This is a genomic window from Ruixingdingia sedimenti (assembly GCF_031432425.1).
Classification (GTDB): domain Bacteria; phylum Pseudomonadota; class Alphaproteobacteria; order Rhodobacterales; family Rhodobacteraceae; genus Ruixingdingia; species Ruixingdingia sedimenti.
Map to the genome: position 1 here is coordinate 111,247 of NZ_JAVKPH010000008.1, position 24,757 is coordinate 136,003.

The 24,757-nt window shown below is 72.4% G+C and carries 15 protein-coding genes; 10 read left to right on the forward strand and 5 right to left on the reverse strand.

What is annotated here, in order from left to right; genetic code table 11:
* Both RGD00_RS09510 and RGD00_RS09515 read right to left on the reverse strand, forming a co-directional pair.
* Positions 1–1,249, reverse strand: a 1,249-nt coding sequence (locus RGD00_RS09510) for a GumC domain-containing protein (protein WP_310457086.1), incomplete at its 3' end; no start/stop codon positions are given.
* A 26-nt stretch (positions 1,250–1,275) separates the two neighbouring features.
* Complete coding sequence (locus tag RGD00_RS09515; RefSeq protein WP_310457087.1) at positions 1,276–2,154, reverse strand: CpsD/CapB family tyrosine-protein kinase; 879 nt, start codon at positions 2,152–2,154, stop codon at positions 1,276–1,278.
* Between the two features lie 278 nt (positions 2,155–2,432).
* Here RGD00_RS09515 and RGD00_RS09520 point away from each other — a divergent pair, with 278 nt between their 5' ends.
* Complete coding sequence (locus RGD00_RS09520; protein WP_310457088.1) at positions 2,433–3,410, forward strand: glycosyltransferase family 2 protein; 978 nt, start codon at positions 2,433–2,435, stop codon at positions 3,408–3,410.
* 2 nt (positions 3,411–3,412) lie between these two features.
* Here the strand turns inward: RGD00_RS09520 and RGD00_RS09525 are convergent, their stop codons facing one another.
* Positions 3,413–4,168: a WecB/TagA/CpsF family glycosyltransferase gene (locus RGD00_RS09525; RefSeq protein ID WP_310457089.1), complete on the reverse strand. Its 756-nt coding sequence runs from the start codon at positions 4,166–4,168 to the stop codon at positions 3,413–3,415.
* A gap of 345 nt (positions 4,169–4,513) precedes the next feature.
* Between RGD00_RS09525 and RGD00_RS09530 the strand changes: the two genes are divergently transcribed.
* The 9 genes from RGD00_RS09530 to RGD00_RS09570 all read left to right on the forward strand — a co-directional run bounded on the left by RGD00_RS09530 (position 4,514) and on the right by RGD00_RS09570 (position 23,043).
* Entirely contained in the window at positions 4,514–5,866 is a 1,353-nt protein-coding gene (locus tag RGD00_RS09530) for a glycosyltransferase family 4 protein (protein ID WP_310457090.1), read from the forward strand.
* Positions 5,867–5,932: 66 nt separating this feature from the next.
* The gene (locus RGD00_RS09535; protein ID WP_310457091.1) at positions 5,933–12,331 is read left to right on the forward strand and encodes a type I polyketide synthase; all 6,399 of its coding nucleotides are present in this window, start codon (positions 5,933–5,935) and stop codon (positions 12,329–12,331) included.
* A 2-nt stretch (positions 12,332–12,333) separates the two neighbouring features.
* Complete coding sequence (locus RGD00_RS09540; protein ID WP_310457092.1) at positions 12,334–13,347, forward strand: glycosyltransferase family 2 protein; 1,014 nt, start codon at positions 12,334–12,336, stop codon at positions 13,345–13,347.
* Complete coding sequence (locus tag RGD00_RS09545; protein ID WP_310457093.1) at positions 13,347–17,906, forward strand: MupA/Atu3671 family FMN-dependent luciferase-like monooxygenase; 4,560 nt, start codon at positions 13,347–13,349, stop codon at positions 17,904–17,906. Before RGD00_RS09540 ends, RGD00_RS09545 begins: the two co-directional genes overlap by 1 nt.
* Positions 17,903–18,628 (forward strand): 4'-phosphopantetheinyl transferase family protein, encoded by a 726-nt coding sequence (locus RGD00_RS09550; protein ID WP_310457094.1) that lies wholly within the window; start codon positions 17,903–17,905, stop codon positions 18,626–18,628. The genes RGD00_RS09545 and RGD00_RS09550 overlap by 4 nt, the downstream gene beginning before the upstream one ends.
* Before the next feature lie 44 nt (positions 18,629–18,672).
* Positions 18,673–19,641, forward strand: a complete 969-nt coding sequence (locus tag RGD00_RS09555; RefSeq protein WP_310457095.1) for a hypothetical protein — start codon at positions 18,673–18,675, stop codon at positions 19,639–19,641.
* A 53-nt stretch (positions 19,642–19,694) separates the two neighbouring features.
* Positions 19,695–19,817, forward strand: coding sequence for a hypothetical protein (locus tag RGD00_RS09560; protein WP_310457096.1), 123 nt, complete (start codon positions 19,695–19,697; stop codon positions 19,815–19,817).
* The gene (locus RGD00_RS09565) at positions 19,814–22,225 is read left to right on the forward strand and encodes a hypothetical protein (protein WP_310457097.1); all 2,412 of its coding nucleotides are present in this window, start codon (positions 19,814–19,816) and stop codon (positions 22,223–22,225) included. Before RGD00_RS09560 ends, RGD00_RS09565 begins: the two co-directional genes overlap by 4 nt.
* Complete coding sequence (locus RGD00_RS09570; RefSeq protein ID WP_310457098.1) at positions 22,225–23,043, forward strand: glycosyltransferase family 2 protein; 819 nt, start codon at positions 22,225–22,227, stop codon at positions 23,041–23,043. The genes RGD00_RS09565 and RGD00_RS09570 overlap by 1 nt, the downstream gene beginning before the upstream one ends.
* A gap of 190 nt (positions 23,044–23,233) precedes the next feature.
* Here the strand turns inward: RGD00_RS09570 and cbiB are convergent, their stop codons facing one another.
* Positions 23,234–24,181 carry an adenosylcobinamide-phosphate synthase CbiB gene (cbiB, locus tag RGD00_RS09575; protein ID WP_310457099.1) on the reverse strand — a complete coding sequence of 316 codons (948 nt, stop codon included), beginning with the start codon at positions 24,179–24,181 and terminating at the stop codon, positions 23,234–23,236.
* A complete protein-coding gene (locus tag RGD00_RS09580; protein ID WP_310457100.1) occupies positions 24,178–24,738 on the reverse strand; it encodes a histidine phosphatase family protein in 561 nt (186 codons plus the stop codon). The genes cbiB and RGD00_RS09580 overlap by 4 nt, the downstream gene beginning before the upstream one ends.
* Positions 24,739–24,757 lie beyond the last annotated feature (19 nt).

The window sequence follows — 24,757 nt, forward strand, 5'->3', positions numbered from 1 at the left end:
CCGCCCCCAATAGCGCGAGCCCGGTCGTCCGCAGGGCGCGCTGCCGCCGCCGTTCGCCCGGCGTCTGGACGTAGGGAATGGATACCACCGGCACGATCCCCACCGCGCGTTCCAGTTGCCCCGCCGTCCGCAGCACCGGGTTGCGCAGTTCCAGCGCCAGCGCCGCCGCCAGCGCCAGCGCGAGGCTCGCCGCCGTGCCGAACACCGCCGTCTTGCGCCGCCCCGAACTCAGCGGATAGTCCGGTTCCACCGCGCGTTCCAGCATGACGAAGCGAAGGCCCTGTTCGCTGGCGTCCAGCCGCTGGCTGGTCTCCGCCTCTGCCAGCCGGCGGGTGACGACGGCGAATTGTTCGCGCAACTGGTCCAGCCGCCGGTCATAGCTGCCCAGCATCGTTTCCACCGCCGGCACCCCCGCCAGGATCGCGGCGATTTCGCCCTGCCGGTTGCGGATCATCATGCGCTGGTCGTCGATCACCGCGATCTGGGCCGTCAACGTGTCGATCTGCCGCTGGATCACCGCGCGCAGCGGTCGCTCGCCCTCCAGCGCGCTGCGCTGGCCGGTCAGTTCCAGCACCCTTTGGTCCAGCGCGCGCAGGTCGTCGTCCAGCCGCATCGATTCTTCCCGCAGGCTGGCGGCGGCAGAGGGCAGCGCCTGAAGGTTCTCGTTCTTGTAGCGGGTCAGGTCGGCCTCCAGCGTGGCGATTTCCGCGCTGATGCGGCCCTCTTCGGCGCGATAGAATTCCAGCGTTTCGCGGATGCGTTCCGCCTCGCGGCTGGAATTCAGCCGTAGCACCTGTTCGGCAAGGTCGTTGGCCACCGCCGCCGCCAGCACCGGATCGCCAAGCCGCGCGGTGATCAGCAGCGCCGATACCCCCTGCGTCGGCCCGGGCGTGGTGGGGGCGATGCTTTGCAATGTCACCGCCTGGCGCAGCGCGGCCACCTGTTCATTGGGGCTGAGCGGCGCACCGTCGCGGAACAGCCCGTGCCGGTCGATCAGCGCCAGCAGGTTTTCGCGCTGGAACAGGCGCTGTTCGATCAGTTGCAATCTTTGTGCCGCCGCCGGATCCCCCGGCGCCCCCGCCGTGGTCAGCGCGTCGATCTGGATCACCGCGACCGATTCATACGTCCGCGGTTGGCCGAGCGCGACCCACAGGCTGACCGCCATCCCCGCCAGCACGATCGGCAGCATCAGCAGCCAGCGGCGGCGCAGCATGCCGATCAGGTCTTGCAGCGTCTGGATGTTTCCCATGCAACTCGTTCCAATACCTGCGCGGCCTAGCGCGCGTCATAGCGATAGCGGGCCTGCCCCGGTTCCTCTGCCCGGTTCAGCACCACGCCCAGAACGGGGGTGCGGCCTTCCAGCAGGCGGGTGCAGGCGGTGATGTCCTCGGCCCGGGTGCGGGTGCCGTCGGCGACCAGCAGCACGCAATCCACCGCCGGCAGAAAGCCGATCACGTCATCGCCCGCCAGCGCCGGGGGCAGGTCGTAGATCACGATGTCGGGCTCCAGCGCCTCCTGCATCGCCTCCAGCGCCTCGCGCGTGTCGCTCGCCTGCAACAGCGCCGCCGCATCCGGCACCGGCGTGCCGTTGAGGCCGAGCGCGAGATTCGCCCCGATGCGCAGGAAATGCGATTCGAGCGGCTGGTCGTCGGTCAGATAGTCGCGCAGCGCCCCGGGATCGGCCACGCCCAGAAGATCCGCCAGCCCCGGGTGGCGCAGTTCCAGATCCACCAGCACCGTATGCACCTGCGGCAGCCGCGCCAGCGCCAGCGCCAGATTGGCGGCGACCATGCTCTTGCCGCAGCCGCGGGTGGGCGAGGTGACGGCCAGCCGCGTCCACTGCCGTTCCTCCATCGTCTGGAGGATGCGCGTGCGCAGCATGTCGAACCGGGTGGCGGCGGGGCCCTCGTGGCCCGTGGGCAGCAGGCGGTGGCGTTCCAGATGCTGCGGGTCGGGCTGGATCGCGGTCAGCTGTTCCCACCGCCGCGCAGGGTCGGTGCGCGGCATCAGCGCACCGGCGAAGGGATCGCGCGGGCGGCCATGGCGGATCACCGCCGGCAGGTCCTGCGTGCCGCGGTGATAGCGGAAGACCGAAATGCCGGACCGGCCGCCCTGCGGGGAATCGCTGTCCTTCACCATGTCGATCTGATCCATCCGGCCGCCCCTGACGGCGGGCTGTGGATAGCTGTCTGCCATCGCCTCGGCCACCTTCCTGCTGCGGCCCGGCGCAAGCGGCCCGCGGTTGACGCCAACCCGCCTGTGCAGCAGGCCGGGCCCGGGCCATGACATAGCGCGGAACGCCGCGCGTCCCGATCACATGCCAGTGCCCGGGCCCCCGCCCAGCAAAGAAGTCTTTACCAGACAAGGCCCAACAGGGAAAGTGGCGCCGCCGATCCGGGCCTTCTGCCCGGGTGCTGTGACCGGGAAACCGCATGGATTCGCACGAAAATGCCTTGGTTGGCGCCGATCCGGCCATTGATGCGGTGGTGATCGGGCGGAATGAAGGCGCGCGGCTGGCGGCCTGCCTCGCCTCGCTCGCCGGGCAGGTGCGCCGGGTGGTCTATGTCGATTCGGGTTCCACCGACGGCAGTGTGGAGGCCGCGCGCGCGGCGGGGGCAGAGGTGGTGGCGCTGGACATGGGCCAGCCCTTCACCGCGGCGCGGGCGCGCAATGCGGGGCTTGCCCGGGCGATGGCGGCGGCGGACCCGCCGGCGTTCGTCCAGTTCGTCGATGGCGACTGCATGGTGCAGCCGGGCTGGGTCGCGGCGGCGGCGGCCTTTCTGGTGGCGCATCCGCAGGCGGCGGTGGCCTGCGGGCGGCGGCGCGAACGGTTCCCCGATGCCTCGGTCTACAACCGCCTTTGCGATCGCGAATGGTATACGCCCGTGGGCCTTGCCCGCGCCTGCGGCGGCGATGCGCTGATGCGGGCGGCGGCGGTGACGGCGGCGGGTGGTTATCGCGACGACCTGATCGCGGGGGAGGAACCCGAATTGTGCCTGCGCCTTGGCCGCGCGGGCTGGCAGGTCTGGCGGCTGGATGTGGAAATGACGCTCCACGATGCCGCGATGACCCGCTTCGGCCAGTGGTGGCGCCGCAGCCGCCGCGCGGGCCATGCCTTTGCCGAGGGCGCGGCCCTGCATGGCCGGGGGCCGGAACGCCACTGGGTGGCAGAGACGCGCCGCGCGCTGCTGTGGGGCGTGGCGCTGCCGGTTGCGGGGCTGGTGCTGGTGCCGTGGTCGCTGCTGCTGTGGCTCGCCTATCCCGCGCAGGTCCTGCGCCTGTCGCGCCGGATGGGGGCGGAGGCCGCGTTTTTCACCACCCTGGGCAAATTCCCCGAGGCGCAGGGGGTCTTGGGCTACCACCTCGCCCGCCTGCGCCGCCGCCGGGCGGGGCTGATCGAGTACAAATAGCCTCAGCCCCCCGCCCGCAGCCGCAGCGCCGCCCGCACCTGCCCCGGCAGAATCGCCGCGCAGCGGGCATAGCGGGGGACCAGCCGCCGGGGGCTCGACCCCATGCGCCAGACCCATTCCAGCGCCAGCCGCCGCACCCAGGCCGGCGCGCGCCGCTGGTGGCCGGCCAGAAAATCCACCCCCGCCCCGACCGAGGCGAAACCGACCGCCGGGGCAAGATCGCGCCCGCGCGCCGCCAGCATTTCCTGCTTGGGCGCGCCGAGCGCCAGCAGGCACAGCCGCGCCCCGCTGGCCGCCACCTGCGCCAGCACCGCCGCCGCCTGATCCCCCGCCGGGTCGAACCCGAAGGGCGGCGCGATCCGCGCCACGACGCGCAGGCCCGGCACATCCGATTCCAGCCGCGCCGCGGCGCCCGCCAGCGCCGCATCGGTGCTGCCCACCAGCGCCACCGTCACGCCCTTCGCGGCGGCCAGCCGCACCAGCGGCAACACCAGATCCGACCCCGGCGCCAGCGCCACCGGCCGCCCCGCCAGGCGCGACAGCCACACCACCGGATTGCCGTCCGCCACCACGATGTCCTGCGCCGCATAGACGCGGCGGAAGGCGGCATCGGTGCGCAGCTTCACCAGATGGTCGAGGTTCAGGGTCGCCAGCGCGAACCCCTCGCCCGCATCGAACCGCCGCCCGGCCTCTGCCAGCGCGGCGGGCGCGTCGGGGGTGTTCACGCGGATCGTCTCGGCGCCGAAGCGGAATTCCATGCGGGCCTCCCGGGGGGACAAGGCTGCATAGCCCCGGGGCGCCCGCCGGGGCAAGCCCCGGCCCGGGGTGTCCTGCCCTTTGCCCGGCGTCTGGCCGGGTGGTTCGGGCGCGCCGGGGGCCAGCCCCCGGACCCCCGGAGTATTTGGGGCAAGATGAAGCCAGCGATGCTCCTCCCGAAGGAAGGGCGGCTTCTTCTTCACTTTCTGTCCATAAATATCCCAGGGGTCCGGGGGCTGGCCCCCGGCGCGCGGTCTTCCACCGGCACTGCCCCTGCCGTGGCTTGCCAGTGCCTTGTTGCCGCCGCATCCTTGCGGCAAGGGGATCCCCGGAACCGAGGACCTGCCATGACCACCCGCCCTGCCGACCGGACCGCCCGCCCGCGGGTGCTGGCCATTGCCGAGGCCGCCAACCCCGAATGGGTGAGCGTGCCGCTGGTCGGCTGGTCGCTGGCGCAGGCGCTGCGGGGGGTGGCGGATGTCCATCTCGTCACCCAGATCCGCAACCGCGAGGCGATCCTGCGCGCGGGCCTTGTCGAGGGGCGCGACTTCACCGCCATCGACAGCGAGGCCGTCGCCCGCCCGATGTGGAGGCTGGGCGAGGCGCTGCGGATGGGCGAGGGCAAGGGCTGGACCATCCTTCAGGCCATCGGCGCCATCACCTATCCGTGGTTCGAACATCTCGTCTGGCGCCGCTTCGGTGCCGACATCCGGGCCGGGCGCTATGATCTCGTGCACCGCATCACGCCGCTCAGCCCCACGGTGCCGAGCCATCTTGTCCGCAAGGTGCAGGCCGCGGGCGTGCCCTTCGTGCTGGGCCCGCTGAACGGCGGGGTGCCCTGGCCGAAGGGGTTCGAGGCCGAGATGGCGCAGGAACGCGAATGGCTGTCGCGGCTGCGGCGCGCCTACCGGCTGCTGCCGGGGGCGGGGGCGACGCTGGCGGCGGATGCGATTCTGGTGGGCTCGCGCCATACCGGGGCGGATATACCGGCGCGGCATCGCGGGCGCTGCATCTGGCTGCCCGAAAACGGGATCGACCCGGCGCGGTTCTGGCGCGCCGCCGCGCCGGCGCCGGGCCCCCTGCGCGCCTGTTTCATCGGCCGGATGGTGCCCTACAAGGGCCCCGACATGCTGCTGGAGGCCGCGGCGCCCCTGCTGCGCGACGGGCGGCTGCGGCTGGAGATGATCGGCGACGGGCCGATGCTGCCGGATCTGCGCGCCCGCGCGGCGGCCCTGGGGGTGGCGGAGGCCGTCACCTTCCACGGCTGGCTGGCGCATGGGGCGGTGCAGGACGTGGCGGCGGGTTGTGCGGTGCTGGCCTTCCCCTCGATCCGCGAATTCGGCGGCGGCGTGGTGCTGGAGGCGATGGCGCTCGGCCTCGTGCCGCTGATCGTGGATTACGCGGGCCCGGCGGAACTGGTGGTGCCGGAGACGGGGGTCAAGGTGCCGCTCGGGCCGCGGGCGGACATCGTGGCGGGGTTCCGCGATGCATTGGCCCGCATGGCCGGTGATCCGGCCGCGCTGGCCCCGATGGGGGCCGCCGCCCGCGCGCGGGTGCTGGATCACTTCACCTGGGACCGCAAGGCCGCGCAGGTGGCAGCGGTCTATGACTGGGTGCTGCGCCGCCGCTCCGACCGGCCCGAACCGCTGCCCCCGCCGCCCCCGCTGGCTGTGCCCGAATGCCGCGGCACCGGGGCCTGATCCGCACCATATTTTGGACAATCTTTCGATTTAGCCCTAGCCTTCATCCATCCGGTAAACAGTTTCATGACCCAAGCCGTGCCCCTGCCCCCCGTTTCCGACACCGACATCGCCATCGTCGGCATGGCCGCGCATCTGCCCGGCGCGGGCAGTGTCGCCGCCTATTGGGACAACCTGTGCAACGGCATCGAATCCATCCGGCGGCTGGGTGACGACGACCTGCGCGCCGCGGGCGAATCGGCCGCGAGGATGCGCCAGCCCAACTATGTCCCTGCCGCCGCCACGCTGGACGGGTTCGAACGGTTCGACGCGGAATTCTTCGGCTTTTCCCCCAAGGAAGCCGCGATCATGGACCCGCAGCACCGCCAGTTCCTCGAGGTCGCGTGGGAGGCGCTGGAGGATGCCGGCCATCCGCCCGAAGGGTTTCCCGGCCAGATCGGCGTCTTTGCCGGCTGCGGGATGGGCAGCTATTTCTATTTCAACATCTGCTCCAACCCCGATCTGGTACGTTCGACCGGCATGTTCCTGCTGCGGCATACCGGCAACGACAAGGATTTCCTGTCCACCCGCGTCAGCCATATCCTCGACCTTCGGGGGCCGAGCCTGAACATCCAGACCGCCTGTTCGACCAGCCTTGTGGCGGTGCATGTGGCGGCGCAATCGCTGCTGAACGGCGAATGCGACATGGCGCTGGCGGGCGGCGTCACGATCGAGTTGCCGCATGCGCGCGGGTATCTCTATGAGGACGGCGAGATCCTGTCCCCCGATGGCCATTGCCATGCCTTCGACCACCGCGCGCAAGGCACGGTGTTCGGGTCCGGCGCGGGCTGTGTGGTGCTGCGGCGGCTGAAGGATGCGATTGCCGATGGCGATCACATCTGGGCCGTGGTCAAGGGCACCGCGGTGAACAACGACGGCGCGGCCAAGGCGGGGTATCTGGCGCCTTCGGTGGACGGGCAGGCGCGCTGCGTGGCAGAGGCGCATGGGGTGGCGGCTGTGCCCGCCGACACCATCGGCTATGTCGAATGCCACGGCACCGGCACCTATCTGGGCGACCCCATCGAGGTCGCCGCGCTGACGCAGGCGTTTCGGGAAAGCACGGACAAGGCGGGCTTCTGCCGCATCGGGTCGGTCAAGACCAACATCGGCCATCTGGATACCGCGGCGGGGGTGGCGAGCCTGATCAAGGCGAGCCTTGCTGTGCACCACGGGGAAATGCCCGCGTCCTTGGGATACGAATCCCCCAACCCGGCGATCGATTTCGACACCTCGCCCTTCCGCGTGAATGACCGGCTGTCGCCCTTCCCGCGCCTTGACGCGCCCCGGCGGGCGGGGGTCAACAGCCTCGGCGTCGGCGGCACCAATGCCCATGCCGTGCTGGAAGAGCCGCCCGCGCGCCCCCCTTCGGGCGAAAGCGACTGGCCCTTTCAACTGCTGGTCCTGTCGGCGCGCAACAAGGCGGCGCTGGACGAGGCGTCGAAGAACCTCGCCGCCCATCTGCGCGCGCATCCCGAACAGCCGCTTGCCGATGTGGCATGGACGCTGAAACAGGGCCGCCGCGCGTTCGAACGCCGCCGGGTGCTGGTGGCCGCCAGCCATGAGGAAGCCGCCGCCCTGCTGGACGATGGCGACCCGCGCCGGGTGTTCACCCATACCCATCTGGGCGACGGGCCCGAGGTGGTGTTCATGTTCCCCGGCGGGGGCGCGCAATATGCCGGGATGGCGCGCGACCTCTATGAGACGGAGCCCGTGTTCCGCGAATGGATGGACCGCGGCCTCGACCACCTCGCGCCCCGGCTGCCGCACGACCTGCGCGCGCTGTGGCTGCCCGGGGAAGGGGCGGCGGGGGCGGCGGCGGCGCTGCTCCGCCCCTCGGTCCAGTTGCCGCTGATCATGATCGCCGAATACGCGCTGGCGCAGTTGTGGATCAGCTGGGGGGTGAAGCCCGCGGCGCTGATCGGCCATTCGATGGGCGAAAACACCGCCGCCTGTCTGGCCGGGGTGATGGGGTTCGAGGATTGCATCGACCTTGTGCACCTGCGCGGCCAGTTGTTCGACACCGTGCCGCCGGGGGGCATGCTCAGCGTGCCGCTGGCGGTGGACAGCCTGCGCCCGATGCTGGGCGAGGGGCTGGACGTGGCCAGCGTCAACGCCCTCGACCTGACCGTCATCAGCGGCCCCAGGGCGGCGCTGGACGCGCTGGAAACCCGGCTGCGGGCGGATGGGGTGGAACCGCAGCGGGTGCAGATCGACATCGCCGCCCATTCGCGGATGCTGGAACCCATCCTGCAACGCTTTGGCGACCACCTGCGCGGCATGCGCCTGTCTGCCCCGCGCCTGCCCGTGATTTCCAACCGCACCGGCCAGCCGCTGACGGCGGCAGAGGCGACGGACCCCGCCTATTGGGTCGCCCATCTGCGCGGCACGGTGCAGTTCGCGCAAGGCATGGCGCATCTGATGGCCGAACCGGGCCGGGTGTATCTGGAGGTCGGGCCGGGCAAGGCGCTGTCGTCGCTGGCGCAGGCCAACGGGGTGCCGGGCAATCAGGTGCTGTCCTCGCTGCGTCACCCGGATCAGGCGCTGGCGGATGATGTCTATTTCCTCGGGCTTCTGGGGCGTCTGTGGGCGCTTGGCGTGCCGGTGGACTGGGCCCCGATCTGGGGCGAGGCGCGGCGCAACCGCGTGCCGCTGCCGACCTATCCCTTCCAGCGCCAGAGCTATTTCATCGAACCCGGCAAGGGCGCTGTGGATGACGCGCCCGACGGGCCGATGCGCAGCGACGATGTGGCCGCATGGGGCTGGCGCCCCGTCTGGCGCCCCCGCGCGGTGGATTGCCCGGTGGAAATCGACGCGGCGGGGCTGGCAGAGGCAGGGCCGCTCTGCTGGCTGGTGTTCACCGATACCGCCGGGGTGGCGGCGCGCGCCGTCGCGCGGCTGCGCGCGGCGGGGCACACGGTGGTCGAGGTGCGCGCGGGCGACGGTTTCGCGCGGCTGTCGGACCATGCCTATACCCTCGCCCCCGAACGCGGGCGCGAGGATTACGACCGGCTGATCCGCGATCTGGTCGCGCGCGGTCTTGCCCCGCAGCGGGTGGCGCATTTCTGGCTGCTGACGGCGGACGAAAGCTTCCGCCCCGGATCGTCGTTCTTTCACCGGGTTCAGGAACAGGGGTTCTATTCGCTGCTGTTCCTCGCGCAGGCGATCGAGGGCGAAAGCCTGCCCCGGCCGATCCATCTGACCATGGTGACGAACGGCGCCGCGCAGGTGCGCGACGAACCCTTGCCCTACCCGGAAAAGGCCACCGCCACGGGCCCCCTGCGGGTGATCCCGCGCGAACTGCCGGGCGTGACCTGCGCCGTGCTGGACGTGGCGCTGGACCGGCGGCCCAGGGGCGATGCGCTGGACCGGCTGGCGGACCGCGTGCTGGAGGACATGCTGGCCGAACCCGCCACCCTGTCGGCCGCGCTGCGCGGCGAGCGGCGGTACGAACTGACCCACCGCCCCGTGGCGCTGCCTGCGGCGGATGCGCCGGTGCTGAAACAGGGCGCGGTCTGCCTGATCACCGGCGGTTTCGGCGGCATCGGCCTGTCCATCGCCGAAAGCCTGATCGCCCGCCACGGCGCGCGGATCGTGCTGCTGGCCCGCCGCCCGCTGCCCCCGCGCGACGCATGGCCCGCGCTTTTGCGCAACAGCCCCCCCGGCGACCCGCTGGCCCGCCGCATCGCCGCCCTGCAACGGCTGGAATCGCTCGGCGGCGCGGTCGAGGTTATCGCCGCCGATGTCTGCAACGTCGAGGATCTGCGCGCCGCCCGCGCGGCCGCCGAGGCGCGGTTTGGCAAGGTGGATGTGCTGATCCATGCCGCGGGCGTGGTGGATGACGGCCCCCTGCTGGCCAAGGGCCCGGCAAGCGTGGAAGAGGTGTTCGCCCCCAAGGTCCACGGCACGCAGGTTCTGGCCGGCGTCTTTCCCGATGGCGATCTGGACCTGATGGTGGTGTTTTCCTCCACCTCCACCGTCATCGCGCCTGCGGGACAGGTGGATTACGTCGCCGCGAACGAATTCCTGAACGCTTGGGCGAAAAGCCGGCAGGGCGGGCGCACGCGCGTTCTGGCGCTGGATTGGGGCATCTGGACCGGCGTCGGCATGGCGGCAGAGGCACTGGCCGAACGCGCCCCCGCGCCCCGCACGCCCGCAGGCCAGCCGCTGCTGGACGTGGCGACCTTCGACGCCGAGGGCCATCGCCTTTACACCGCCGACTGGCGGGTGGCGGATCGGTGGGTGCTGGACGGCCACCGCCTGAAATCCGGCGCGGCGCTGATCCCCGGCACCGGCTATCTGGAACTGGCGGCAGAGGCGCTGCGCGCGCAGGGCGAAACCGGCCCGTTCGAGATCCGCGACCTTTACTTCTTCCGCCCCCTCGCGGTGGATGAAGGTGAAACCCGCGCCCTGCGCCTGCGCCTTGCCCGGCGGGACGAAGGCTATGGGTTCGAACTGCGCAGCGATGTGCAGGCCGATGGCCGCCGGGGCTTTCAGTTGAACGCGCAGGCGGTGCTGGCGCTTGGCCATATCCCCGCCCCCGCGCCGCTGGACCTGCCCGCCATCGCCGCCCGCTGTACCGAAGGCGTGGCAGAGGATCCGCAGGGCATCCGGTCCCCGCAGGAGGACCACCTGACCTTCGGCCCCCGCTGGCGCGTGCTGCGCCGCATGGGTTTCGGGCAAGGCGAGGGGCTGGCGCGGCTGGTGCTGGCCGATGCCTTCCGCGCCGAACTGGCGGGCTATACGCTGCACCCCGCGCTGATGGATATCGCGACCGGATGGGCGATGCGGCTGATCGCGGGGTATCACCCCACGCATCTGTGGGTGCCGGTCAGCTATGCCCGCGTCACCGTGCACCGGCCCCTGCCGGCAGAGATCCACAGTTGGGTCCGCAACGCCACCGACAACACCGCCGAAGGCCCCTTCGCCAGTTTCGACGTGACGCTGGCCGATGCCGCGGGGCAGGTCTGTGTCGAGGTTCACGGCTTCACCATCCGCCGGCTGGACGGCGCGCTGACCCTGACGCAGCGCGTTGATGCGCGGGAACTGGAGTTCCCCGAAACCGGCGCCGCCCGCCCGCCCTCGCCCGCCGAGGAACGGCTGCGCCACAACCTGACCCAGGGCATCCTGCCCGGGGAAGGCGCCGACGCCTTCCACCGTGCGCTGGCCCTGGGCCTGCCGCAGGTCATCGTGTCGTCCATGCCGCTCGACGCGCTGGAACGGCAGGCGGGCGAAGGGGCGGGGGCCGAAGCTGCGGCGGGCCAGAAGTTCCAGCGCCCCGAGTTGGACAGCGCCTATGCCGCCCCCCGCAACGACATCGAGCGCACCTTGGTGGGCTTCTGGGAGGATCTTCTGGGCGTCGACCGCGTGGGGGTCGAGGACAGTTTCTTCGACCTCGGCGGCCATTCGCTGATCGCGGTGCGGCTGTTCGCGATGATCCGCAAGGCGTGGTCGGTCGATTTCCCGATTTCCGTCCTGTTCGAGGCCCCCACCATCGCCCGCTGCGCCGCGCTGATCGAACAGCGCATCGGCCCGGTGGCCGAAGGCACGGGCGACGCGCCGCGGGCCCCCGAACGCCGCTTCACCCATCTTGTCCCGATGCACGAAGGCGAAGGCGGGCCGCGCACGCCGTTCTTCCTTGTGGCGGGGATGTTCGGCAACGTGCTGAACCTGCGCCATCTTGCACAGCTTCTGGGCCATGACCGGCCGTTCTACGGGCTTCAGGCGCGCGGCCTTTACGGCGATCAGGAACCCCATGGCACGCTGGAAGAGGCCGCGCGCGACTGCATTGCCGAACTGCGGCAGGTGCAGCCCCGGGGGCCCTACCTTGTGGGCGGCTTTTCGGGCGGCGGGCTGACGGCATGGGAAATCGCCCGGCAGCTGGAAGCCGCGGGCGAAACCGTCGCGCTGACCGTGCTGCTCGATACCCCCCTGCCGATGCGCCCGGGATTGAGCCGCGCCGACCGGCTGCTGATCCGTCTGGCAGAGGCGCGCGAAAAGGGCCCGGCCTTCGCCGCCGAATGGCTGCGCGCCAAGCGCGCGTATCGGGCCGAACTGCGCCGCCGCGCCGAACAGGGCGCGGCCGAATCCGAAGGCCATCAGTTCCACAATGCCGCCATCGAGGCCGCCTTCCGCGCCGCGCTGCCGCTTTACGGCCTGCAACCGCGCAGCGCCCCGGTGGTGCTGTTCCGCCCGCCGCTGGACCGGCGCTGGCAGGTCACGGGCGGGCGGTGGGTCAGTACGGCGCGGGAATATGTCACCCCCGACAACGACTGGTCGCCCTTCGCCCCCGCCCTGTCGGTCATCGAGGTGCCGGGCGATCACGATTCGATGGTGCTGGAACCGAACGTCCGCGTCCTCGCCGCCCGCCTGCGCGCGGCGATCGAGGCGGCCGAACGCCCCGCCCCTCTGGCACGGGCGGCGGAATAGCCATGGCAGAGCCCACCGTCCTTGCCGTCATTCTCAACTGGCGCACCGCGCCGATGACGCTGCGCGCCGCCGAATGCTGCCTGACGGCGATGGAGGGCATCGCCGGCGCCATCACCATCGTGGACAACGATTCCGGCGACGGGTCGTATGAGGCGCTGGTGCAGGCGGTGGCCGACCGCGGCTGGCACCGCGTCCGCGTCATCCAGTCGGGGCACAACGGCGGCTTCGGCGCGGGCAACAATGTGGGGATCCGCGCGGGCCTGCCCGGCGGCGAAAAGCCCGATTTCGTCTATATCCTGAACTCCGACGCCTTTCCCGCCCCCGACGCGATCCGCCAGTTGCTGGACTACCTGCTGGCGCACCCCCATGTCGGCTTTGCCGGCAGCCACATCCACGGCCCCGAGGGCGACCCGCACACCACCGCCTTCCGCTTCCCCTCGGCATGGAGCGAACTGGAAGGCGCCGCCCGCACCGGCCCGATCAGCCGCGCGCTGGCCCGCCATACCGTCCCCATGGCCCTGCCGCGCCACCCCGCGCGGGTGGACTGGCTGGCCGGGGCCAGCATGATGATGCGCCGCACGGTGCTGGACCGGATCGGGCTCTTCGACGAGACCTTTTTCCTTTATTTCGAGGAAACCGATCTCTGCCTGCGCGCCCGCCGCGCCGGGTGGGAAACCCATTACATCCCCGCCAGCCGGGTCGCGCATATCGGGTCGGAATCCACGGGAATGAAACGCTGGACGCGGATCCCGCAATACTGGCTCGACAGCCGCCTGCACTATTTCGTCAAGAACCACGGGGCCATGGGTGCCATGGCGGCGACGCTGGCGCATGTGGCGGGGGGGCTGGTGTGGCGGGCGCGGCGGCTGGTCGCGGGCCGGCCCCGGCTCGATCCGCCGCATTTCCTGCGCGACCTGATCGTGCATGATGCCAAGGCAGGGCTGCGCGCCCTGACCCAACCGCGCCGCGCCCCCGCGCGGCAGACCGCCGGGAAGTCCCCGGCACGGAGACCATGATGAGTGCCTTTTCCGCCATCCTTGTCGGCAACGAATCGCTGTTGATCCAATGCGCCGAACTGCTTTTGTCGCGCGGCCATGCCATCGCCGCCGTCATCACCCGCGCGCCCGAGGTGCGTTCCTGGGCCGAGGGCCGGGGCATCCGCGCCGAGGCGCAGGATGCGGGCGTGGCCGGGCGGCTGGCCGGGGTCGGGGCGGACTGGCTGTTTTCCATTGCCAACCTGTCGCTGATCCCCGATGCGCTGCTGCGGCTGGCGCGGCGCGGCGCGATCAACTTCCACGATGGCCCGCTGCCCCGCCATGCGGGGCTGAACGCGCCGGTCTGGGCGCTGCTGGAAGGGGAGGCGCGCCACGGCATCACCTGGCACCTGATCGAGGGCGGCATCGACGAGGGCGACATCCTCGCGCAGGCGGAATTCGACATCGCGCCGGGGGATAGCGCGCTGACGCTGAACACCCGCTGCTACGAGGCCGCGATAGAGACGTTCGGGGGCCTGCTGGCCGATCTGGAAACCGGCACCCTGCGCCGCCGGCCGCAGGACCTGACGCAGCGCAGCTACCATGCCCGCGACGACCGGCCCAAGGCCGCGGCGCGGATCGACTTTGCACAGGGGGCCGCCGCCATCCTGCGGCTGGTGCGGGCGCTGGATCACGGCCGCTACCGCAACCCGCTGGCGCTGCCCAAGATCGCGGCGGGGGGCCGGGTGCTGGCCGTGGGTGCGGCGGAAATGGCGGAAGGCGCGGGCGCGCCGGGGCAGGTGCTGGACGCCACCCCCGCCGGGCTGGTGGTCGGCTGCGCCGATGGCGCGGTGCGGCTGGCCGGGCTGCGCGATCTCGACGGCAACGCCATCTGCCCCACCGCCATCGCGCGGGCGGGCGACATGCTGCCCGCCCTGACGGGGCGCGATGCTGCGGCGATCACTGCCGCCATCGCCGCCCTGACCCCGGCAGAGGGCCGCCACCGCCGCGCGCTGGCCGCCCTTGCGCCCGCCGAATTGCCGCTGGCCCGCCCCGCCACGGGCGCGCCGCAACCCGTGGCGAAAGCCGTCGAAACGCCGGATCGGGCCGCCCTGATCGCCGCCTTCGGCCTGCTGGCCGCACAGGGGGCGGGTGGGGCGCGCGACATCGCGCTGACCGATGCCGCCGGGCCGCAGGCGCCGGGCTATGTCTCCGGCTGGGCGCCGCTGCGCCTGCCCGCCGAGGGGACGGCGGGCGCGCTGGTCGCGGGTGCCGAGGCCGCGGTGGCCGAAGGGCGCAAGACCCCCGGTTTCGCCGCCGACCTGCCGCTGCGCGACCCTGCCATCGGCCGGATTACCGTGCCGCCGCTGGCGCTGGCCTTTGGCGCGGCGGAACTGGTGGCGGGCAGCGCCCTGACGCTGGCCCTGACGCCCGCGGGGGCCACGCTGATCCACGACGCCACCCGCCTGTCGCCGGATGCCGCCGCCCTGCTGGCCGCGCGGCTGGCGCATCTGGCGGCCGCCCTTGCCGCCAACCCGGATGCGGATGTGGCCGGCCTGCCGCCCATGCCGGATGCCGAACGCGCGCTGGTCATCGACCAGTGGAACCGCACCGACACCGCCTATCCCGCCGATCAATGCATCCATCAGGCGTTCGAGGCGCAGGCCGCCCGCACGCCCGAGGCCGTGGCGCTGGTCTGCGACGGCGCGCAACTGACCTATCGCGCGCTGAACACCGCCGCCAACCGCGCCGCGCATGTGCTGATGGACATGGGCGTCGGCCCCGGCACGCCGGTGGGGCTGCATACCGGGCGGTCGGCACATCTGCTGATCGGCGCGCTGGCGATCCTCAAGGCGGGCGGGGCCTATGTGCCGATGGACCCGGCCTATCCGGCAGACCGCACCGCGCTGTATCTGGAGGATTCCGCCGCCCCCGTGGTGGTGACGGAATCGGCGCTTGCCCCGCATCTGCCGCCGCATGGGGCGGAGGTGCTGGCGCTGGATGCCGACCCGCGGCTCGATACCGCATCCATCGCCAATCCCGACAGCGGGGTGACGGGCGCGGATCTGGCCTATCTGATCTACACCTCGGGTTCGACCGGGCGGCCCAAGGGGGTGATGGTCGAACACCGCAACGTCGCCAACTTCTTCACCGGCATGGATGCCCGCATCCGCCACGACCCGCCGGGGGTGTGGCTTGCCGTCACCTCGCTGTCCTTCGACATCTCTGTGCTCGAACTCTTCTGGACGCTGGCGCGCGGGTTCAAGGTCGTGCTGACCAGCGACGAAAACCGCACGCTGGTGTCGGGCGGGCGCATGGGGTCCGACCGGGGGATGGAATTCAGCCTGTACTACTGGGGCAACGACGATGGCGTCGGCCCCGCCAAATACGCCCTGCTGCTGGAAGGCGCGAAATTCGCCGACGCCCACGGCTTCTGCGCCGTCTGGACGCCGGAACGGCATTTCCATGCCTTCGGCGGGCCATACCCCAACCCCTCGGTCACGGGCGCCGCCGTCGCGGCGGTGACAAAGACCATCGGTGTGCGCGCGGGATCGGTCGTCGCCCCGCTGCATCACCCGGCGCGGATCGCCGAGGAATGGGCGGTGATCGACAACCTGACCAACGGCCGCGCGGGGCTTGCCATCGCGAGCGGCTGGCAGCCCGACGATTTCGTGCTGCGCCCGGAAAACACGCCTCCCGCCAACCGCAAGGCGATGTTCGACGCGATGGATCAGGTGCGCCGGCTGTGGCGCGGCGAAAAGGTCGCCTTCCCCACCGCGACGGGCAGTTTCGAGGTGGCCACCCAACCCCGCCCGGTATCGCCCGAACTGCCCATCTGGGTCACGACCGCCGGCAACCCCGACACATGGCGCGAGGCGGGCGAGGTGGGCGCGAACGTCCTGACCCACCTTCTGGGCCAGTCGGTGCAGGAAGTGGGCGAAAAGATCGCGCTCTACCGCGACGCGCTGCGCAAGGCGGGGCACGACCCGGCGCGCTTCACGGTGTCGCTGATGCTGCACACCTATGTCGCCCGCGACCGCGAAATCGCGCGCCGCACCGCGCGCGGCCCGATGAAGGATTACCTGCGGTCCGCCGCCGGGCTGATCAAGCAATATGCCTGGGCCTTCCCGGCGTTCAAGAAACCGCAGGGCGTGACCAACCCGGCCGAAATCGACCTGCGCGGCCTGACCGAGGATGAACTCGAAGGCATCCTCGATTTCGCCTTCCTGCGGTATTTCGAGGATTCGGGCCTGTTCGGCACGGTGGACGATTGCCTCGACCGGGTGGAACAGCTCAAGCGCATCGGGGTGGACGAGATCGCCTGCCTGATCGACTACGGCATCCCGCGCGAAACGGTTCTGGAAGGGCTTTACCCGCTGGCAGAGGTGCTGCGCCGCGCCAATGCCGGGCCGGAACTGGCCGAGGGCGATTATTCCATCGCCGCGCAGATCCTGCGCCACGGGGTGACGCATCTGCAATGCACGCCGTCCATGGCGCGGATGATCGCGATGAACGACGACAGCCGCGCGGCGCTGGCGCGGGTGCGCCACCTGATGATCGGGGGCGAGGCGCTGCCCGGCGCGCTGGTGGCCGATCTGGCGAAGGCGGGCCCCGCGACGGTGGAAAACATGTACGGGCCGACGGAAACGACCATCTGGTCCTCGACCGCCACCGCCGATGCGGCCGAACCCGTGGCGAATATCGGCAGCCCGATCGCCAATACCCGCATGTATGTGCTGGACGATGCGCAGCGCCCGGTGCCCGTGGGCGTGGCGGGCGAATTGTGGATCGGGGGCGCAGGCGTGGCGCGCGGCTATTGGCAGCGCGACGACCTGACGGCGGAACGGTTCCTGCCCGACCCGTTCCATGAGGGGCGGATGTACCGCACCGGCGATCTGGTGCGCTGGCGGGCGGACGGGCGGCTCGATTTCCTCGGCCGGGCGGACCATCAGGTCAAGCTCCGCGGCTACCGGATCGAACTGGGGGAAATCGAGGCGGCGCTGGAATCGCAGCCCAATGTCCGCCAGGCCGTGGTTCTGGCGCGCGAGGATGTGGCGGGCGATCCGCGGCTGGTGGCCTATGTCACCCCGGCGACGGCGGATCCGGTGGCCTTGCGTGGTGCACTTGCGGCGCGGCTGCCCGAACATATGGTGCCTGCCGCCATCGTGGCCCTGCCGGATTTCCCGCTGACCCCCAACCGCAAGGTGGACCGCAAGGCCCTGCCCGCCCCGTCAGAGGCCGCCCCCGCGCCCGCAACGGCGGCCTACGAGGCGCCGCAGGACGGGGTGCAGGCAACCATCGCCGCGATCTGGGCGCGGGTGCTGAACGTGCCGCAGGTGGGGGCGAAGGACAACTTCTTTGCCCTTGGGGGGCATTCGCTGCTGGCGGTGCAGGCGCATCGGGAAATCCGCGCGGCGCTGAACAGCACGAAACTGTCGATCACCGACATCTTCCGCTTTCCCACGCTGTCGGCGCTGGCCGCGCATCTGGACGACAGGCCCGCGGCCGACGATCCGGCGGATACCGCCGACCGCGCGCAGGCGCGGGCCGATGCCATGTCGCGCCGCCGGGCGCTGCGTGCGGCGCGGACCGGCGCATGATGGCGGCGGATCTCAGCCCCGGGGCGGGTGTCCGGGCGGAACTGGCGGCGGCGGCGCTGGCGCTCTTGTTGCCGCCGCGGGTCACGGTGGCCGGGTTCGACCTGCGCGACGATCCGCCCCCGCCCCTGCCGGGCGAGGATCCGGGCCGCGCCGTGCCGCGGCGGCAGCGGGAATTCGCGGGCGGGCGGGCGGCGGTGCGCCGCGCGCTGGCGCTGATGGGCCAGCCGCCGGTGGCGGTGCCGGTGGGGCCGGGGCGCGCGCCGGTCTGGCCTGCGGGCGTGGTCGGCAGCCTGACCCATACCGGCCCGGTCTGTCTGGCCGCCGTCGCCCCCGCGCCCGGTTTCCACGCCATCGGCATCGACGCCGAACCCGACGCGCCCATGCCCGCCGACCTGCTGCCCGCCGTCTGCCGGGCAGAGGAACGCGCCTGGCTTACCGCGCGCAGCGACGGGTTGCGGCTGGCCCGCGCGGTCTTTGCCGCCAAGGAGGCCGCGTTCAAGGCGCAGTTCCCGCTGACCGGGGCCTGGCTCGCCTTCACCGAGGCGCTGGTGACGCTCGATTTCGCGGCGGGCAGCTTTACGCTGCGTTTCTGCCGCCCGGCGGGGCCCTTTGCCGAAGGGGCGGAACTGCCCGGGCGGTTCGCGTTCCGGGGCGGGCTGGTGCTGGCGGCGGTCGCAATTGCCCGCGACGGCGCCTTGCCCCTTGGCCCCGCCGCGCTTTGAGGCCATCCTGTCGCCGGTGAAACAAACGGAACAGGGCGCAGGGCATGCGGCGGCGGATCGTGCTGGGGGGAACCATCGCTGCGGTGGCGGCGGGGGTGGCGGGCTGGTTCGGCCTGCGGCGCCTGCGCCCGGCCCCGCTGCCGCCCGCGGCTTTTGCGGCGATCTATGCCGACCCCCTGCCGCCACCCGACGGGCCGATGCGGGTCTATCATCTGGGCCACAGTCTGGTGGGGCGGGACATGCCGGCGATGCTGGAACAGCTCGCCCCCCCCGGGCATGGCCATCACAGCCAGCTGGGCTGGGGCGCCACGCTGAAGGCCCATTGGGGCCCGGCGGCGGATATCGGCGGGTACGACCGCGAAAACGCCCATCCCCGGTTCCGCCCCGCGCCAGAGGCCACCGACAGCGGCGCCTATGACGCGGTGGTCCTGACCGAGATGGTGGAAATCCGCGATGCCCTGCGATATTTCGACAGCCCCCTGTGGCTGGCGCGGTGGGCGGCGCGGGCGCGGGCGGCCAATCCGGCGGTGCGGGTATACCTCTACGAGACATGGCACCGGCTGGACGACCCCGAGGGCTGGCTGGACCGCCTCGACACCGATCTGGACCGCCACTGGATCGGCGGCGTTCTGCGCCCGGCGCTGGCGCGGCAGGGGGTGGGCGGGCCCATCCACCTGATCCCCGCCGGGCAGGCGATGGCCCGCGTGGTGCGCACGGTCGAGGGCGGCGGGGCCGTGCCCGGCCTCGCACGGCGCGAGGACCTGTTCGCGCGCGAGGAAAGCGGCGCGCAGGACATGATCCATTTCAACGACCAAGGCGCCTATCTGGTGGCGCTGGTGCATTACGCCGTCCTTTACCACCGCAGCCCCGAGGGCCTGCCCCACGCCCTGTTGCGCGCGGACGGCACCCCGGCGGATGCCCCCTCGCCAGAGGCTGCGGCGCTGATGCAGCGGCTGGTGTGGGATGTGGTGCGCACGACGCCCCTGACCGGCGTCGGGGATATGGCGGCATGACCGGCGCGCGGGCGGATCACCGGGCGGTGCCCGGCGGCGAGAAGGGGAACGGCATGAACCTGTCTGCCCTTTGCGCGGGGCGGGTGCCCGGCGCGGCGCAATCGGTGGCCGGCTGCGGCCCGCGCGGCGTGCGGCGGATCGGGAAAGGCCCCGGGGGCAAGGGAGGAACGGCATGAACCTGTTGGGGCTTCTGGGCGGTATCCTTTTCGTGGGGCAGGGGCTGTTCGGCCCCGGCCTGCCCGCCATGGTGGAACAGGCGCTGCGCCAGCGCGGGATAGAGATCGCCGTGACCGATCCCGCCCCCGACATGCCGCTGACGGTGGCGGCAGAGGCGGTGGCGGCGCAGATCGCCGCGGATCCGCCCGCCGCGCTGGTGATCCTGCCCGAGGATCCGCAGGCCCCCGGCACCGCCGAGGCCATCGCCCGGCTGGCCGCCGCGGCGGCAGGCGCGCGGGTGCTGGTGGTCGAGGGCTGGCCGCCGCTGTCGGCCGGGGCGGACTGGCGCGGGCGCATCGCCGCCGACCTGCCCGCCTGGCAGGCGCTGGCCCATGCCGCCGCGCATCCCGGCGAGCCCGTGCCTGAACTGGTGCCCGCCGCGCAGGCGCTGGTGCAGCTGGCCGACCGGGGGGCGGGGGCGCTCGATCTGCCCTGGGGGCTTTACGGGCCCGAGGGGCTGGCGAACGACCGGGGCCGGACGCTGGCCGCCTATGCCGTATTCGCCAGCCTTTCCGGGCAAAGCCCCGAGGGCCTGCCGCCCCGGCTGTTGCGCCGATGGGCCGCACGCGACGGGGCGGTGGACGTGGCGATGGCGCGGGCGATGCAGGCGGCGGTGCAGGCCGCGCAGGCGGCGCATGTCCTGCCCGCGCCGCCCGCGCCGCCGCCCGCTGCGGCTGCCGATGCCGCCACCCCCGTGGCCGTCGCCGCCGCCGCGGAACCGGCTGTTCCCGCCCCCGCCCTGCCGGGGGTGCTGAACCCCAACCTCGCCTTCGGGCTCAACGGCGTGGCGGACTGGACGCCGCAACTGCCCTTCCTCGACCTGTTCAAGACCGCCCGGCCCTGGACGGGGCACCTGCATGGCCGGTGGGGCGGATGGGGGCATGCCGAACTGGCGGCGGGCGGATGGCTGGACGACAACGGCTGGCCCCGCGCCATCCCGCCCGAGGTTTCGGCGCTGGAGGCGTTCATCCTCACCGACCTGCCGCCCGACACCGCCGACGCCGCCGGCCGCTATCGGCTGACCTATGCCGGCCAGGGGCGCCTGAGCGTCGGCGGGCGGGCGCAGACGGTGCGCAGCGGGCCGGGCGAGATCTGGTTCGACGCCACCCCCGGCGAAGGCGTGGTGGCGATCCGGCTGGAGGCGACGGACCCCGCCGACCCGATCCGCGACATCCGCGTGGTGCGCGAGGACCGGATCGCGCTTTACGAGGCGGGCCGGATCTTCAACCCCCGCTGGCTGGAACGGATCCGGGGGGTGCGGCTGGTGCGGTTCATGGACTGGATGGGCACCAACAACGCCCCCCATGCCACGCTGGCCGACCTGCCGCGCCCGGACGATTACACCTGGGGCTGGCGCGGCGTGCCGATGGAGACGATGGTGGCGCTGGCGAACGAGCTTCACGCCGACGCCTGGTTCACCGTGCCGCATCTGGCCGACGACGCGCTGGCCCGCCGCATGGCCGAACTGGCGCATGCGGGGCTGGACCCCGATCTGCGCGCCTGGGTGGAATATTCCAACGAGGTCTGGAACTGGCAGTTCGGCCAGACCCGGTGGGCCGACCAGCAGGCCCGCGCGCGTTGGGGGCGCGAACACGCCTGGCTGCAATTCTACGCCCTGCGCGCGATGGAGGTGGCCACGATCTGGGCCGAGGTCTTCGGCCGCGCCGCCCCCGACCGGCTGGTGCGGGTGATCACCACCCATACCGGCTGGCTGGGGCTGGAACAGGACATGCTGCACGCGCCGCTGTGGGTGGCCGAAAACCCCGGGGTGAACCGCCTTCCCGCCGACGGGTTCGATGCCTATGCGGTGACGGGGTATTTCGGCGGCGCGCTCGGCGGCGACGAAAAGGCCCCGATGGTGCGCCGCTGGCTGGCCGCATCCCGCGCGGCGGCGGAATCGGCGGCGGACGGCCAGGGCCTGACCGGCGCCGCGCGCGACGCCTGGGTCGAGGCGCACCGCTTCGACACCGCCGTGGCGCTGGCGGCGGCGGAACTGCGCGACGGTGCGGAAAGCGGCGATCCCGGCGACAGCATCGTCCGGCTGGTGGCAGAGGTCTGGCCTTATCACGCCCGCGTGGCCGCCGAACACGGGCTGCAACTGGTGATGTACGAGGGGGGCACGCATGTCGTCGGCCTCGGCGCGCAGGTGGATGACGCGGAACTGGGCGCCTTCTTTGCCCATCTGAACTACACGCCGGAAATGGGTGCGCTCTACACCCAGTTGCTGGAAGGCTGGCGCGCGGTGACGGATGCGCCCTTCAACGCCTTCGTCGATGTGTCGCAGGCGTCGAAATGGGGAAGCTGGGGGCATATGCGGCATCTGGCCGACAGCTCGCCGCGCTGGACGGCGCTGACGGGGCCGCAATAGTGCTGAGCGTGATCCTGCCCGCCAGCAACGAGGCCGGATGGATCGGCCCCTGCCTGCGTGCGCTGCTGGCCTCCGACCCGGCGGGGGGGGTGGAGGTGATCGTGGTCGCCAACGCCTGCCGCGACGATACCGTGGCGGTGGCGCAGGGTTTCGCCCCGCAGGCCGCGGCGCGGGGATGGGGCTTCACCGTGTTGGACCTGGCCGAGGGCGGCAAGATGAACGCGCTCAACCACGGCGATGCGGTGGCGCGGGGCGACATGCGCGCCTATCTGGACGCCGATGTGACGGTCGGCCCGGCGCTGCTGGCGCAGGTGGTGGCGGCGCTCGACCGGCCGGGGGCCGCCTATGCCAGCGGTCGGCCGGTGGTGGGCGCGCGCGGCGCGCTGACCCGCGCCTATGCGCGGTTCTGGACGCGGCTGCCCTTCATGGCCTCTGCCGCGCCGGGGTTCGGGTTCTTCGCGGTGAATGCGGCGGGCCGGGCGCGGTGGGGGGCGTTTCCCGACATCATTTCCGACGACACCTATGTGCGGCTGCTGTTCGCCCCCGCGGAACGGATCGGCGTCCCCGCCCCCTATGGCTGGCCGATGGTCGAGGGTTTCGCCCGCCTTGTCCGCGTGCGGCGGCGGCAGGACGCGGGCGTGCGCCAGATCGCGGCCCGCTGGCCCGAGCTGCTGACGAACGAGGGCAAGGCGTCCCTCGGCGCGGGGGGCCTCGCGCGGCTGGCCCTGCGCGACCCGGTAGGGTTCGCGGCCTATGCGGCGGTCTCGCTGGCCGTGCGGTTGCGGCCGGCGGGGGATGGCTGGACCCGGGGGCGGTAGGGCGTGGGCCGGGCGGGGTAAGGAAACGCACTGCGTTTCCCCCGCCCGTGGCGCGAGAAGCGCCCGCGGGAGCAGCGGCGAGGGCATCGCTATGGCGAAGGCACGTGCCTTCGCCAGTCAGAGCGACGGAACCGGCTGCCGATGCGCTTGGCCAGTCACCGCCGTATCGGGATCACGGCACAGTAGTGCCTCAGACCCCCGCCGCCACGGCCACCGCCAGCAGGCCCGCCAGCACTGCCATCCCGCGCCGGTAGACCGCCAGCCCCGCCGCGATGTCGCTTGCCCCCGGGTCGCGCGCCCCGGCGTTCACCCAGGGCTCTGCCGCCACCCCGCCCGCATAGGCGCGCGGGCCCGACAGCCGCACGCCAAGGCCCCCGGCCATCGCCGCCTCGGGCCAGCCCGCGTTGGGCGAACGGTGGTGGCGCGCATCGCGCCCCATGCAGGCCAGCGCCGCCCGGGGCCGCGCCGACACCAGCGCCAGCACCAGCGCCGTCAGCCGCGCCGGGATCAGGTTCGCCGCATCGTCCAGCCGCGCCGCGCCCCAGCCGAAGGCCGCATGCCGGGGCGTCCGGTGGCCGATCATCGAATCGAGCGTGTTGACCGCCTTGTACCCCGCGATCCCCGGCAGGCCGAACAATAGCCCCCAGAACAACGGCGCCACGATGCCGTCGGAGGCGTTTTCGGCAAGGCTTTCCAGCGCCGCCCGCGCCACGCCCCCTTCGTCCAGCCGCTCGGGGTCGCGGCCGACGATCTGCGCCACCGCCGTCCGCGCGCCCGCCAGATCCCCCGCCGCCAGCGGCCGGGCGACGGCGGCGACATGCTGGTGCAGGGACCGCAGCGCCACCAGCGGCCAGGCGAGGCACCCGGCCAGCACCGCCCCCGCCCATCCCCCGGGCAGCGCCGCCTGCACCATCGCGGCGGGGATCACCGCCGCCGCCAGCACCGCCAGCACGCAGGCCACCCCGGCGATACGGCGGCGGGCCTCGGACGCGGGCATGCGGTTCCAGCGCCGGTCCAGCATGGCGATCAGCGCGCCGATCCATGTCACCGGATGCCCGATGCGCGCGTATAGCCGGCCGGGCCAGCCGAGCACGGCATCCACCGCCATCGCCACCAGCATCGCGCCCGCAAAGCTCATCCCGCGATCCGGTTCACATAGCCGATGGACCAGACCGGCCCCGGAAACGCCCGCACCAGCGACAGCGACAGCGGCGCCACCTCGAAGGCCAGCGCGGCGGCGGGCGAATCGAGCGCCAGCGCCAGCGCCCCGCGCACCGTGCCGGCGTGGGCGACCACCGCCACCCGCCCGCCCTGCGCGGCCCCCGTCAGCGCGGGGGCCAGACGGGCGCAGAGGTCGGCGAAGCTTTCGCCCCCCGGCGGGGCATGGGAGGCCAGCGCCGCGCGCGGCAGGGGGCCGAGGTCGGGGGGCACCGCGCCTTCCCATGCGCCGAAATCCTGTTCCCACAGCCGCGCGTCCTCTGCCGCCGCCATGCCGGGAAACAGCGCCGCCGCCGTGTCGCGGCACCGCCGCGCCGGGCTGACCAGAACCCGCCCCACCGGCCCCGCCGCCGCGCGCACCGCGGCCAGCGCCCCCGCATCCGGCAGCACCGCGGCCACATCCCGCCGCCCGGTCAGCCCCGTCACCCCCGCGACGGGCGCATGGCGGATCAGCACGAACTCTGTCACGGACGTCACGGGTTGGGTCTTTCCATTC

What these genes read in the sequence shown, in the direction of transcription:
- RGD00_RS09535 (WP_310457091.1), top strand. Translation starts at nt 5,933, where the DNA reads ATGACCCAAGCCGTGCCCCTGCCCCCCGTTTCCGACACCGACATCGCC.
- RGD00_RS09525 (WP_310457089.1), bottom strand. Translation starts at nt 4,168, where the DNA reads ATGGAATTCCGCTTCGGCGCCGAGACGATCCGCGTGAACACCCCCGAC.
- RGD00_RS09545 (WP_310457093.1), top strand. Translation starts at nt 13,347, where the DNA reads ATGAGTGCCTTTTCCGCCATCCTTGTCGGCAACGAATCGCTGTTGATC.
- RGD00_RS09540 (WP_310457092.1), top strand. Translation starts at nt 12,334, where the DNA reads ATGGCAGAGCCCACCGTCCTTGCCGTCATTCTCAACTGGCGCACCGCG.
- RGD00_RS09550 (WP_310457094.1), top strand. Translation starts at nt 17,903, where the DNA reads ATGATGGCGGCGGATCTCAGCCCCGGGGCGGGTGTCCGGGCGGAACTG.
- cbiB (WP_310457099.1), bottom strand. Translation starts at nt 24,181, where the DNA reads ATGAGCTTTGCGGGCGCGATGCTGGTGGCGATGGCGGTGGATGCCGTG.
- RGD00_RS09515 (WP_310457087.1), bottom strand. Translation starts at nt 2,154, where the DNA reads ATGGATCAGATCGACATGGTGAAGGACAGCGATTCCCCGCAGGGCGGC.
- RGD00_RS09530 (WP_310457090.1), top strand. Translation starts at nt 4,514, where the DNA reads ATGACCACCCGCCCTGCCGACCGGACCGCCCGCCCGCGGGTGCTGGCC.
- RGD00_RS09520 (WP_310457088.1), top strand. Translation starts at nt 2,433, where the DNA reads ATGGATTCGCACGAAAATGCCTTGGTTGGCGCCGATCCGGCCATTGAT.
- RGD00_RS09565 (WP_310457097.1), top strand. Translation starts at nt 19,814, where the DNA reads ATGAACCTGTTGGGGCTTCTGGGCGGTATCCTTTTCGTGGGGCAGGGG.
- RGD00_RS09555 (WP_310457095.1), top strand. Translation starts at nt 18,673, where the DNA reads ATGCGGCGGCGGATCGTGCTGGGGGGAACCATCGCTGCGGTGGCGGCG.
- RGD00_RS09560 (WP_310457096.1), top strand. Translation starts at nt 19,695, where the DNA reads ATGAACCTGTCTGCCCTTTGCGCGGGGCGGGTGCCCGGCGCGGCGCAA.